This is a genomic window from Acinetobacter sp. YH16032 (genome assembly GCF_013417345.1).
Classification (GTDB): domain Bacteria; phylum Pseudomonadota; class Gammaproteobacteria; order Pseudomonadales; family Moraxellaceae; genus Acinetobacter.
Window position 1 is genome coordinate 22,749 of record NZ_VPEE01000020.1, and the last position, 14,070, is coordinate 36,818.

Sequence of the window (14,070 nt, forward strand, 5' to 3'; positions counted from 1 at the left end):
ACTAGGTTTGTCAAAAGCTAATGTAGTTTAAGCAAATTACTCAGCTGATGGTGTTGCTTTTTTAGGTGGGCGACCACGAGGGCGACGCGGACGAACAGGTTTATCTTCTTCCTGCTGTTCTGCATCATCCTTATCTGCTTCAGCTTGTGCTACGGCAACTTCCGCCACTTCAACTTTCGCAGTTTCTGCTTCTGTAGGCGCTACTTCAGTTGATTCTGAAAATTTTTCTTCAGGTTGCTGTTCTGAAGAAGTTTGAACTTTTTCTTCAGTCTTCACTTCAGATTGAGTCACTTCAGCTGTCTGTGTTGCTGTTTCTTGATGTGCAACTTCAGATGTTGCATCAGCTGCTTGTTGAGCATCCGCAACAGGTGCTTCAACTTTCACGGCTTCTTGTGCTGCAACTTCTTCAAGACGCGCTTGTTTTGCTTGCTCTGCAGCAAGTTTAGCCAGACGGCGACGCTCACGTGGATCGTTTGCAACACGCTTATCAGACACTGGTTTTGGAGGTGTTAAGTCCAACACAGGTGCAGGCTCTTTTTCAGCTGGAGCTTGTTGAACAGCGACATCACGTGTGACTGGTTTTTTCTCAGTAACAGGTTCAGCAGATTGAGTATTTAAACTCGCTGCATACTGTTCAGTGAACTTTTGCAATGCGCGATTGAAGGTTGGAATTAATCCAAACTGCTCAATCAATACAGAGCAATCCGCACCATAAACATGTTGAATTAAACTTAAAACCGTATGTTGTGCTAAAGCTGGCACTTGTGAAGGGCGAAGCTTCGGCGCATCTGATTTTGCTTTCTGGTCATGTTGATGCTTGTTACGACGACGTTGACGTGGGTCGTTACTTGCACGTTGTGGTGCTTGTTGAGGTTTAACCTCAGCTTCAATGACAGGTTCATCAACCGTAATTTCCACTTGAGGTGCTGACACTTCAGCGTCTGTCACAACAGGTGCTGGAGCAGTTGCTACAGGTGCTGCTACTTCAGGCGTTAATGCAACAATCTCACTTTGTGCTTGATCAACATTAACCACTAACGCTGTTTTAAGCTCATCATTACGAGGTACATCAATTAAATCAACTTTAACTTGAGCTTCTGGAGCAACAGGTGCTGAAGATTGCTCTTGATTTAATACACTTTGATCGCGGTGACGATTTGGACGATTTGGACGTTGTGCATTACGGTCACGACGTGGGACAGCTTGTTCAGTTTGTGCTTCGAAAGCTGTCTCGTTTTGTTGAGGGCGCTTTTGATGACGTTTCTGATCACGCTGTTCTTGGCGTTGCTCATGACGGTTTTCATTGCGTGACTCATGACGATTGTCTTGACGTTGTTCATGGCGAGGTGCCTGTACAACTTCTTCAATCACATGTTGATCTGCGTTAACTTCGCGTGTGTCACGTTGCTTATTGCGATTTTTCTTGTTATGACGTTGTGGCCGCTCGTCTTTTTCAGCTTGACGTTCTTGGTCGCGTGTATCATTTTTCGCAACAGGCGTATGTGAAATATACGCATTTGTTTCAACTGGTGCAGATGCTTCAATTGCCACAGGTGTCACAGGTGCAATTTGACCGAATTGACCACGACTTACTGCACCACCGTTCACCATTTGTTCAATTGCAGCCGCTGCAGAATTGGCTGTACGAGATTGATCAATCGTACTCGCTTGTTTTTGAACAAACAGATTTTCTAACCATGCGCATGGGCTAGTTGCTGGAGCAGCTGCTGGTGCAGTTTTTTGCGCTACCGCAGGTTGTGTAGCATTTTGGTTATTTTTATGACGCTTATTGCCTTTTTCCTGCGTTACAGGGGCATGCGTAGGTGGAGCTGTATGCTCTTCTTCTAAGTGCCATTCTGAAGACTCATAACCCAACTCTTTTTCACTAGAACGAGTCGCTTCAGTACGTTCATAGCTGGTTGGTGCAAAGCCTTCCGGATTATACGAGATTTCGTAATGTGGCGTTTCTAAATGCGGGTGTGGGAGTACAGTCACACGTACATTTGAAGTTTGCTCCAAATACACGAGGCTATGACGTTTTTCATTGAGAAGGAATGCTGCAATTTCAACAGGAACTTCTACTTGAACTTCACCTTGACGCTCACGAAGTGCAATTTCTTCAACTTTACGCATGATCGAAAGTGAAAGAGAGCGTAAGTCACGAACCATACCTGTGCCATGACAACGTGGACATACATAGCCAGTCGCTTCTTCTAAAGAAGGGCGTAAACGTTGGCGACTCATTTCCATTAAGCCGAAACGAGACAATTGACCGAACTGGATACGTGCACGATCACTTTGAGTTGATTCACGCAGTTTCGCTTCAACCATACGTTGATTACGTTCTTTGGTCATATCAATGAAGTCAATCACGACCAGACCACCGATATCACGTAAGCGAAGTTGGCGAGCGATCTCTTCTGCTGCTTCTAAGTTAGTACTAAGCGCAGTTTCCTCTACATCGTGACCACGAGTAGATTTTGCAGAGTTAATATCGATCGAAACCAATGCTTCTGTTTGGTCAATGACAATTGAACCACCAGAAGGAAGTTTCACTTCACGCTCGTAAGCTGTTTGAATTTGACTTTCGATACCAAAATGAGCAAATAAAGGCTCATTCAAAGTATATGTTTTTAACTTGTCTAATTGGTTCGGCATCACGGCTTTAACAAAGTTATAGGCTTCGTTATAAGCTTGTTCAGAATCAATTAAAATTTCTGCAACATCATCACGTAAATAGTCGCGAATTGCACGAGTAACTACACCAGCTTCCTGATGAACCAACATTGGAGAAGGGCCAGAATTTGCTGTACTTTGGATGCGTGCCCAAAGATCGAGAAGGTGCTGAAGATCAAGTTGAAGCTCTTCTTGTGAGCGACCAATCCCTGCAGTACGTACAATCACGCTCATCCCACGAGGTACATTTAAAGACGCCAACATTTCTTTCAATTCTTCACGAACTGAACCAGAAATTTGACGACTAATACCACCACCTTTCGGGTTGTTTGGCATTAAGACCAAGTAACGACCAGCAAGGGAAATAAAAGTTGAGAGAGCAGCGCCTTTGTTGCCACGTTCCTCTTTTTCAACTTGAACTAAAAGCTCAGTACCTTCAGTGATTAACTCACGAATGTTTGAAGTTTGACGAGGGTCAGCTTTGTAATATGAGTTTGCGATTTCACGCATTGAAAGGAAGCCTTGACGGCCTGCACCATATTCTACAAACACAGCTTCAAGAGATGGCTCAACGCGAGTCACATGACCTTTGTAGATATTGGCTTTCTTTTGTTCACGAGTACGATTTTCTAAATCGAAATCGTAAAGACGGTGACCAGTGATGAGTGCAACGCGAACTTCTTCGGCATGTGTTGCATTGATCAACATACGTTTCATGGGTGTAACACCTAATAGTGATACACAAGCAAAACATCGCGATTTACGTAGCGAACATCAACCCGCATGGATCAATTCCTAGATCACCATAATTAGATTGATCTAAGTGTATTACCGGCCTTTATTGATCGGCTTCGGTATTTTGATTCACGTATTGATGATGGCAATACGGCTTTAATCCTGTCACTGATTAAAGAAGCCTGAACATTCACTGGCGGACTAACGGTGCATTGGATGTTCGTTACTTTCACTGTCACATTGCTCGAAGATCATCTCTTCAATTTTTTGATAGAGTGTCTTGATACGGAATTATCGTCGTATCTTTACAAATTGTGCAGATCCAATGCATCTAACGTTATAGCCTGAATGAGAAATCAGGTTGCGACCATTCTGATGTGTATCAGTTAACGTTTAAAAACCAACATAATTTGTTGGCGACATATTTTTTTAAACAAACTGATTTATGTGCAAAAGCACAATTAAACGCAACAGTTTGTCTTTTTGCCGATATAATAAGCCTTCGGCGTTGGCATATTCTTTTGGGACCATTCCGAGTTTATGCTAAACAAAAATTTAGTTTGAATTTCAAAATTTTGAAATCTCTAAACAAATGTTCACTTACGGCGGTATCCGTGCGCTGACTATAGCAAACCTTAGATCATCTGCCTATGGGCTACACAGACATTTCTAGTCAATTGGGTAGTCTAAATGATCAGTTTTTAATCGAATTTAGTATTTTTTTAGGTCAACGTAACTGTATGAATTCTACGCAAGAATGGCAAAGCGTCACTTGGTTTGAAGTGGATGAGCACCAATTGGGGCAACGCATCGACAATTTTCTATTCGCTCGTCTTAAAGGAGTACCGAAAAGTCGAATCTATCGTTTAATTCGTGAAGGTCAGGTGCGGGTCAACAAAAAGCGTGTGAAAGCGGAAACTAAATTGAATATTGGCGATCAAATCCGTGTTGCACCGATTCGTTATGAACAAAAAGATGAATCTCAAGCTCCAGTATCAGACAAAGTCGCGCAGGGCTTGTTAAGCCGTGTGATTTATGAAGATGAAGGTCTTTTAGTGGTGAACAAACCTTCTGGGATTGCGGTGCACGGTGGAAGTGGTGTGGCGTATGGCTTAATTGAAGGCTTACGCGCAGCGACAGGGAAAAAATATTTAGAATTGATCCATCGTATTGACCGTGATACTTCAGGCTTGGTGATGATTTCTAAAAAGCGGAGCGTGTTAAAAACACTTCAAGATATGCTTCGTGAACACAAGATTCAAAAAACTTATGCTGCTGTGGTGAAAGGCCAAGTAACACTAGATTCCCAATTAATCGATGCACCATTACATCGCTATGAGCTAGCCAATGGTGAACGTCGAGTACGTGTATCTAAAGAAGGAAAACCTTCAAAAACCCAATGGAAGGTAGCAGAACGCTTTATGCATGCATCACTTGTGTATGCGTCACCACTTTCTGGTCGTACACATCAAATTCGTGTACATGGATTCAGTATTGGTCATCCCTTGGTGGGTGATGAAAAGTACGGGCATGAGACGGAATATCGTGGACCTAAACCACGTCGTTTATGTTTACACGCAATGCGTTTAGAGATTCCAGGATATCCAGTAATTGAAGCACCATTGCCTGAGGATATGCAAAGTTTGGTTGCACAACTTCGCGCACAAAAAACGGATAAACCTGTAGTGCAGTCTCAACAAGACTGAGTGCGTCTCAGTGGTTGTGTAAGGATTGAATGATTGTGTCATGACGAGGTCATGCAACGATGAGATCTTAATATGTCATTATGATATTTAAATGGCATCCACCCGATCAAAATTAGGATACAAAATATGACATCAGCGGTAAAACTCATTATTTTTGATTGGGATGGCACCTTATTTGATTCAGTGGGTCAAATTGTTAAAAGCTTAAAATTTGCTGCCAAACAATTTAATCAACCTTTGACTGATGAGGATGCTAAAAGCATTATTGGCTTAGGATTACCTGAAGTTGCGCAGGTTTTATTTCCTCAGGTTCCTGATTTACACGAGGCAATTTTACAGTCTTATTCAGCGCATTATGTTGAACACTCGAAACATGATCGTTGGTTTGATGGTGTGGCTGAAATGTTGCATGATCTCAAAGAATCAGGAATTCATTTGGCTGTTGCGACAGGAAAAAGTCGTAAGGGGCTAGATCGAGTACTGGGGCAAACTCAGAGTGTGAGTTTGTTTTCAGCGACACGTGCAGCCAGTGAAACAAAATCAAAACCAGATCCGTTGATGTTGGCTGAAATTTTAGCCGAAACTGGTTTTAATGCAGATCAAGCGATAATGGTAGGAGATACTTCATACGATCTTGAAATGGCATTGAATATTCGTATGCCAAGTGTAGGGGTGACGTATGGCGTTCATGTGCCTGAGGTATTACAGCAATATCATCCCCTTGCGGTTGTGGATTCCATTGATGAATTACATCAACTTTTAAAAAATTTGATTAATCAGTCAGTTGCTTGCTAAATCACATCGATAAAAAACCCGCTCAATTCAGCGGGTTTTTTATTCACGTTGAACTTTGATTAAAGTCTAAATAAAAGACTTTTGAAAGTAACTCCATAAATTTTTGCACAGCAATACCAGTGGCATTCTTGCGATAACTTACAAAGAGATCCAGAGAAGGTAGCTCTACATCGAGTGGACGAGTCACACTATTTTCCAAGAGAAGTGGCATAATATAGCCAGGAAGAATCGTACACCCTAAGCCAATACCAATAGAGTTAATGTTAAACAAGATATTGTCAGCTTTTTGAACAATTTTAAAAGAAACGCCATTTTGTTCAGCGAAGCCTAAAATGGTGTCATGCAGGGTCTTAGATTGCTCATCTGAAGGAATAACAAAATCAATGCCATCAAGCGCTTTTACAGGAATACGTTCGTACTTTGCCAAAGGGTGGTCTTTAGGCAGAATAAAAACTAAAGGTTCACGCAGTACAAAGCGACTCTCGATCTCTTCAGAATCTAAACGTTGACGAGTAAAAGTAATGTCCAATTCACCTTTCTTTATGCCTTTGAATTGCTCAATATTATTTAAGCTTTGTAATTCAATTTTTAATTCGGGATTTTGAACACGTAAGTTAGGTAATACATAAGGAAAGATTTTCATTTCTGCAACTGGCACAAAACCAATGCGTAGCATTTTTTGTTTTGCTTTAGACACTTGGCGCGCCATATTAATTGCTTTTTCTGCTTGAGCAATGGTGAGTCTCGCCTGTTCCAGAAACACAGCGCCTTCTTCGGTCAATTCAACTTTTCGTTTGGTACGATTTAGTAAACGCACACCAACATCTTCTTCTAAATCTTTGATTTGTTGGCTGAGTGAAGGCTGTGCTGTGTAGAGCTTAAGTGCAGCTTTGCTAAAATTAAGCTCTTCTGCAACTGTAATAAAATAGCGCAAATGCCGTAATTCCATATAGCCTTCCAGAGAATAATCTAAAAAATGTCTTAATGTTGCTAAAGATGAGTATAAGTGAAATTGATCAATAAGTAGATGTATTTTGGTATTTAGTTAGTGAATGAAGCATTTTTATGTATTTTAAAATTTACATGCATTTAATTTCTTACTTAGATAGAAATTTTACATTTCAAGATCGAACTCTCATCGTGAATGAGTGACTGATTTGTATAGGTTTAGAAAAGATTGTATCTATTAAAGTTGAAACCAATTGTTTCGGCTTTAAGTCTATGAAAAATAATAATGTAGAGAAAAGTACGTTGAAGCTTTGGGAGATCAGTTGTTCAGCGTTAAGTCACATCCTAAACAAAATTTAACTTCCTCTATTTAAGATTTCTGTGGGTGATTAAAAAAACATCAAAAATCAGAAAAAAACAACAAAATCATAAACAAAAAGAAAGTCTGAGTTGTATATGATGAATAATAGAGGGATGATTGGTGTTCTATTTCACAATTTATTGATGAAATTATAACCACTTCATGGGAATTGAGATTGATGTTGTCTTAAATGAAACACGAACAGTGTATCTTTTAAAAACATAATTTAAAAATGCGAATAGATGATGAACATAATCTATTTATATAACTGAATAATCAACTATTTCAAAATCGCTTCGGTTTAAGGTGCTTACATTTATTATGTCTAATTTGACTGATATTCCAACGACGACTTCGAGTAATCCAGAGTCTACACTTGTTGTTGGACGGAAGCCGCAAGATTCTAATCTGCACTATCAACTAAAGACTGAAGATTGTATTCGGCATGTGTGGTTTAAACCAAAACTTAAATTGGTTTCACTGGATCACCATAATGGGCGAAGATTCGTTAATCAGGAACCACGTCCTGCACAGCTCAACCAATGGAATTTATATAAATGGTTGATGGCTCGTAAAAGCTTTACCTGGCAAGGTGATTTCGCGAAAGAGCAACAGGACTTTATTCAAACCAAACGTGCTAAGCCTGAGGCTCGTCCGCATGCAGATTTAGAAGATTGGCAAGTATGGTTTGTTGGTCATGCTACGGTTTTAATTCAAATTGGTCCATATAACTTCTTAACCGACCCTGTATGGGCGGATTATGTAAGCCCAAAGCACGGGAGTGGACCGAAACGTGTTATCCCTGCAGGGATTGCACTTGAAGATTTACCACAGATTCACGCAGTATTACTCAGTCATAATCACTATGATCATATGGATTTAGCGAGTTTGAATTGGCTACATCAAAAATTTGCTATGCCGATCTATACAGGTCTAGGAAATGCAGCCTATTTGCCGAAAGCATTTCATGTGATTGAGATGGATTGGTGGCAGTCTGCCTTATTCAAAGATTTTAAAATTGTCTACACGCCTGCCCAACATGGTTCTGGTCGAGGGCTTCGTGATCAAAACCTTGCATTATGGGGTGGTTTTTCAATTTTATCTGAGCATGGTCATTGTTACTTTGCTGGTGATACAGGCTATGCACAACATTTTAAAGAGATTCACCAGCGCTTAGGTGCACCAAGGATTGCTTTACTGCCAATCGGTGCATATGAACCAAGAGTATTGATGCAATATCTACATATGAATCCTGCTGATGCATTCCAAGCACATAAAGATTTACACGCAAAACGTTCACTAGCGATTCACTATCGTACTTTTCAGTTAACAGATGAAGATCGGAATCAACCTGAGTTGGATCTGCACCAAGCGATGAAAAATGCATCTAAATTTATCAGTCCGTTTTATTGTATTCGGGAAGGTAAAAAACTAATTGTTTGAATAAAAAAAACCGCTGATAACAGCGGTTTTTTTATGGAGATATTAATTAAAGTAAGCCTGGATTTCCTTGTGCTGGGTCAGTTGCACGTGCAGCCTGTGCATCAGCTACGGTCATGCCTAATGCTTTTGCAACACCCTCGCCATATGCTGGGTCACAAGCATAGCAGTTACGAATATGACGATACTTAATGAAATCTAATGCATCGCCCATTGCTGCGGCTGTATTGTCAAATAAAGCCTGTTTTTGCTGATCATTCATGAGATTGAATAATGCGCGTGGTTGACTGAAATAGTCATTGTCATCTTCGCGGTAATCCCAGAAATCTGCCGCACCAGAAATTTTTAATGGTGGCTCTTTATATTGTGGCTGTTCCTGCCATTGGCTGAAACTATTTGGTTCATAGTGTGGCAAAGCACCATAGTTACCATCAGTACGACCTTGACCATCGCGACGGTTTGAGTGAACAGGGCAACGTGGTGCATTCACTGGAATTTGATAATGGTTAACACCAACACGGTAGCGTGCAGCATCTGCATAGTTGAACAGACGTGCTTGAAGCATACGGTCAGGTGAGAAGCTGATGCCTGGCACTAAGTTACTTGGGGCAAAGGCAGCTTGTTCTACGTCTTGGAAGTAGTTTTCAGGGTTACGATTAAGTTCGAATTCACCGACTTCGATCAAAGGATAGTCCCCTTTAGGCCATACTTTGGTTAAGTCAAATGGGTGATATGGAACTTTCTCTGCATCTAGCTCAGGCATGATTTGGACGTACATTTTCCATTTCGGGAAATCACCACGTTCAATCGCATCAAATAAGTCAGTTTGAGAACTTTCGCGATCTTTCGCAATAATCGCTTCAGCTTCTGCATCAGTTAAATTCTTAATGCCTTGTTGCGTGCGCATATGGAATTTAACCCAGAAGCGTTCGTTGTTGGCATTGATAAAACTGAAGGTATGGCTACCAAAACCATGCATGTGACGGTAACCATCTGGGATACCGCGGTCTGACATGACAATCGTCACTTGATGTAATGCTTCTGGAAGTAAAGTCCAGAAATCCCAGTTGTTGGTTGCACTACGTTTGTTGGTTTTAGGATCGCGTTTTACTGCTTTGTTTAAGTCAGGGAACTTACGCGCATCACGTAAGAAGAAAACTGGAGTGTTATTACCTACTAAATCCCAGTTACCTTCTTCAGTGTAAAATTTCATTGCGAAACCGCGGATATCACGTTCAGCATCTGCTGCACCACGTTCGCCAGCAACTGTAGAGAAGCGCACAAAAATATCGGTTTTTTTACCGATTTCAGAGAATAATTTAGCGCGAGTATATTGCGTAATATCATGGGTAACAGTGAAGGTACCAAATGCCCCAGAACCTTTCGCGTGCATACGACGCTCAGGAATCACTTCACGAACGAAGTTACCTAGTTTTTCATTCAGCCATAAATCTTGTGCAAGTAAAGGACCACGTGCACCTGCTGTCATACTGTTTTGGTTGTCTACTACAGGAGCACCAGCATCAGTTGTTAAGTGGGTGACAGGACATTTTTTTGAGTCATCGCTCATATTCATTCTCCATTTATAATATATGTCTTTCTTGATGGTTGGCTGAGCATTCACTTTTATAAGATCTAGCGCTTCCAATACCAGAGACATGAACCGTTTTGTTCGATCATTCTAAAGCAACATTGTGACAAGAATGTGTGTTTTATTGAGTTTACAAATTCATCATAAATCATGATGCGTTCAATTGGAGAGTTTAATTTGTAAATAAAATTCCAATTACCCTCATATAAATTAAGGGTTTATTTGAATATTCACCAATAGAATATTTGGTTCAGGTTAAAAGGATTTAACGATGATTTACAGTAAGGTTTTGGTTGTGCAATTCTTGGATATGAATCATAAGTTTGGTTGTTTAAGTGTTTGAATCTTACTGTCATGAAGCATTGCATGATTACTTCATGACGGCGATTAACTTAAGAATCTTTGTTAAACATCAAGCACAATGATTGGTGAGCGAGCCACAGTGTTGCATAGCGTAATGCGATGTTGAATAGTGGATGAATCAACTTCTAACTGAGTTTGACCTTCCAATTTAGTGCATACACAGGCTTTGCATAAACCTTGTTGACAACCGCTTGGCAGTTTTAAACCAGCTTGACGCGCGGCTTCAAGTAAAGTGACATTCCCTTCAATGTCGATACTTGTATTACTTTTTTTGAAAATTACTCGACGTGTAACACCATCAGACTCAAAACTGAGAGGAGCAGGTTTAAAATTTTCTGTGTGAAATGCTGCTGCTTTAACGCCTGCTTGAATAAGTTGTTGGCGAGCAGAATCGATTAATGCTTGAGGGGCGCAGGCATATACGTGTTGGCATTTAAAATCTCGAATATAAGGTTGGAAAATTTCAAGACTAAAACGTCCTTGTCGTAAATCAGATGCCGACTCGTTCTGAACTTTGGAGCAGATGAAGTGAACATTCAAATTCGAATGCCCCGAGATTTGACGAATCTCATTTTCAAACAAAATAGAATTTTCATCGTGGTTAAAGTAAAACAAATGAGCTTCAGCTTTACTTTCGATACGCTGATATTTTCTTAACATACTTAAAATTGGTGTAATACCGACTCCTGCTGCGATAAAGATTAACTTCCGCGGAAGGGTGTCTAAAACAAAATCAGGTGTAGATTGTGGTGGACTTACAATCGTCACCTTTGTATTTACAGGAACATGATCATGAATATAGTGAGAAACAATGCCAGCAGGTGTACGTTTCACTGCAATTTCAAAATAGCCATCTGCGGTTTGGCTTTCATGCAATAAGCTGTATTGACGAATATAAGTTTGCCCATTTATTTCAAAGCTTAATGAAATAAATGCACCTGCCTGCCATTTTAAATGTTCCCAGCCTTGAGGCTTGCTCATTTTAAGTGTTTTGACTTGACTATTAAGCTGTATTTCGACTTGTACAACTTTTGCCGACGCATTATAGAACTGTGGCTTGTGTAAATATGTCATGGTTGAGGGTGGCTGATATTGAATTCCTCGTTTGATACGTTTTAATAATTCTTTTGGTCGAATGAGTAATTTGAAAGGGTTATTTTTTTCTTGATTACCAAAAGGTAGAGTTCTTTTAATGAGGCTGAGCGGTATCGCTGGAATCAGCTTTTCCATGGGTGAATTGTGATAAGGCAATTGATATTTTTCACAAATACTACGTACTACAGCTTTGATTTGTCTTTGACGATTACATGCTAAATCTGGAAATAAATGATGTTCAAGATGTGTATCTAATCCGCCATAAAAGATTTCGAATGGAGGTGGATTTGAATACGGGACCTCTTCATCAAGGATCTTTTTGAGAAACTGATCCAGCGGTGCATATGGGATAAAATTGGTGGTACTTTTAATCTGTCGTATGAAATATTCTTCTTGCGTCTCATCAGGTCCAGGATCTGAATAAAGCTCCAAATTTTCAGCGTGATGTTCTAAGAAGAGGATATGAAGTAAAAAACCATAGCCTATCGTTGTTGTAAGATAATTTCCGATAAAAACAGGTAATTTTTTTGCCCATTTTGCAGCGACTGGTGCTTCAATAAACTGTTTTTGAGCATGAGCTTTTATGAGACGAAGTGATTGAGTAAAGGTTTCTTTGGAAAGGATCTTTCGACCTTCTGTACGTGCTGCTGATGTGGCTGTATAGAGTGTGAAATAGTAGGATGGAGTGATCATCAGCGCACTGTAAATCAGCAATTGAACACTGTGATGCCCGTACCAGCTTTGACCTGCCAAGCTTCTTAAAAAGGAATACCCTAAATCATGATCTTTGCCAACGATGTTGGTAAATGGATGATGATTTTGATGATGCATGACGCGCCATTCACGAGGATCAGTCACAAAGTCCCATACCCAGCGTTCTGAATGAAACTCGGTTGCTTGGGGGAGGTGATCATAACTTCCGTGCATGATGTTATGACCGAGCTCTGAAAATTCGAGTAGGGTGTGTAAACAACCCAGAATAATGCCCCGTCCCCAAGATTCTAAACTTATACATTCACGAATAAGTTGCTCACTGCGTAATTTTATAGCCTTTGAATATGCAGCAACATTTCGAATATGATCAATATCTTGGTCGTTCATCTCGGCTTTGGTTTTTTGATATAACGCCGTGAGTTCATTGACCAGGCTTTGCTGTTCCTCAGCAAGATTGGCATACATGTTCATAAAAATTCCATTTTCTTTTATTTATGAATATAAGAGATTGAATTCACTTGTAGAATGATAATTAAACAGTTAAATTTGACATTAGATGACAAATAAAAACGCGAACAATGATGCTTAATTCATGGAAGTTTTTAAGGGAAGCGAATACAGCTCGGGTACTATGTCATGTTGCTGAAAGCTACGGTATTACTTTTGAGCAATGCCTAGAAAATACACAACTGACGAAACAGGATCTTTATCGAGAAAATTTTGAAATCCAAGAGCGAAATGAATTACAGATCATCAGAAATATTCTGAATCTAATCTCTGATGAACATCCCATTGCGCTCGAAGCTGGTCTTCGACATCACACCACCACATTAGGGGCTTGGGGATTTGCAATTTTAAGTAGTCCCAATGTCAGAGAAGCGTTGTTGATCGCGATACGATATCTAAAATTAGGCGCAATTTTTTCTGATGTGGCTTTGCAAGAAGATGGTGAATTTACACATTTAAATTTATTTCATCATGACCTAAGTGCTGATATGCAATTATTTATTTTAGAAAGAGATATTGCGACCATCATCACACTTCAAAATGACATTCTTGGTGCTCAATTACCATTTCAGATAGATTTAGCGATGACCAAGCCTTGCTATGCAAATCAGATAGAAGAATTAACTGGTTATCCTATTTTTTATGAGAAACCACAAAGTCGAATCACGATTCAATCTGAATTGTTGCTTACCCCATTGCGTCAAGCTGATGACTTCACTTTTATCCGTTACCAAAAAGAGTGTGAGCATGTATTTCGACGCCGAAAAAGCTTAGGGGACTATAGTAAAAAAATACGCGAGTTTTTATTAAAGAATGCATCACAAATGCCGACGATTGAAGATATATCCAAAGCTTTAGCTGTCAATGTTCGTACCATTCAGCGCAATTTAGCCAATGAAGGGATTACGTTTCACCAATTGGTTAAAAATTTACGTGAGGATTTGGCAGATGATTTATTGCTGGGTACTGATCTCACAATAGATCAAATTTCTGAACGGTTGGGTTATGCAGAAGTATCTGTTTTTTCTAGAGCATTCAAGCGCTGTAAGGGTATGCCACCAGCAAAATATAGAAAGATGATGCAACAATAGCAGAACACAATACTGAGATCATATTAAGACGTTAATAAAAATTTAATG

The 14,070-nt window shown here is 39.9% G+C and carries 8 protein-coding genes; 4 read left to right on the top strand and 4 right to left on the bottom strand.

Annotation, left to right across the window (positions count from 1 at the left end; all coding sequences use genetic code 11):
* Positions 1-36 precede the first annotated feature (36 nt).
* Positions 37-3,393 (bottom strand): Rne/Rng family ribonuclease, encoded by a 3,357-nt coding sequence (locus FTV32_RS10860; protein ID WP_180028630.1) that lies wholly within the window; start codon positions 3,391-3,393, stop codon positions 37-39.
* Between the two features lie 758 nt (positions 3,394-4,151).
* Between FTV32_RS10860 and FTV32_RS10865 the strand changes: the two genes are divergently transcribed.
* The gene (locus tag FTV32_RS10865; protein WP_180028645.1) at positions 4,152-5,117 is read left to right on the top strand and encodes an RluA family pseudouridine synthase; all 966 of its coding nucleotides are present in this window, start codon (positions 4,152-4,154) and stop codon (positions 5,115-5,117) included.
* A 126-nt stretch (positions 5,118-5,243) separates the two neighbouring features.
* Positions 5,244-5,912 carry an HAD family hydrolase gene (locus FTV32_RS10870; protein WP_180028631.1) on the top strand — a complete coding sequence of 223 codons (669 nt, stop codon included), beginning with the start codon at positions 5,244-5,246 and terminating at the stop codon, positions 5,910-5,912.
* A 43-nt stretch (positions 5,913-5,955) separates the two neighbouring features.
* On the opposite strand, the gene hcaR is transcribed toward FTV32_RS10870, so the two are convergent.
* Positions 5,956-6,861 (bottom strand): DNA-binding transcriptional regulator HcaR, encoded by a 906-nt coding sequence (hcaR, locus tag FTV32_RS10875; protein WP_035264195.1) that lies wholly within the window; start codon positions 6,859-6,861, stop codon positions 5,956-5,958.
* Between the two features lie 681 nt (positions 6,862-7,542).
* Between hcaR and FTV32_RS10880 the strand changes: the two genes are divergently transcribed.
* Positions 7,543-8,664 carry an MBL fold metallo-hydrolase gene (locus FTV32_RS10880; protein WP_180028632.1) on the top strand — a complete coding sequence of 374 codons (1,122 nt, stop codon included), beginning with the start codon at positions 7,543-7,545 and terminating at the stop codon, positions 8,662-8,664.
* 46 nt (positions 8,665-8,710) lie between these two features.
* On the opposite strand, the gene FTV32_RS10885 is transcribed toward FTV32_RS10880, so the two are convergent.
* Together FTV32_RS10885 and FTV32_RS10890 are read right to left on the bottom strand one after the other, a co-directional pair.
* The gene (locus tag FTV32_RS10885) at positions 8,711-10,231 is read right to left on the bottom strand and encodes a catalase (RefSeq protein ID WP_035264193.1); all 1,521 of its coding nucleotides are present in this window, start codon (positions 10,229-10,231) and stop codon (positions 8,711-8,713) included.
* A gap of 426 nt (positions 10,232-10,657) precedes the next feature.
* On the bottom strand, positions 10,658-12,895 hold the full coding sequence (locus tag FTV32_RS10890; protein WP_257227619.1) for a fatty acid desaturase: 2,238 nt from the start codon (positions 12,893-12,895) through the stop codon (positions 10,658-10,660).
* A 107-nt stretch (positions 12,896-13,002) separates the two neighbouring features.
* On the opposite strand from FTV32_RS10890, the gene FTV32_RS10895 reads away from it, so the two are divergent.
* Positions 13,003-14,022: an AraC family transcriptional regulator gene (locus tag FTV32_RS10895; RefSeq protein ID WP_218947405.1), complete on the top strand. Its 1,020-nt coding sequence runs from the start codon at positions 13,003-13,005 to the stop codon at positions 14,020-14,022.
* Positions 14,023-14,070 lie beyond the last annotated feature (48 nt).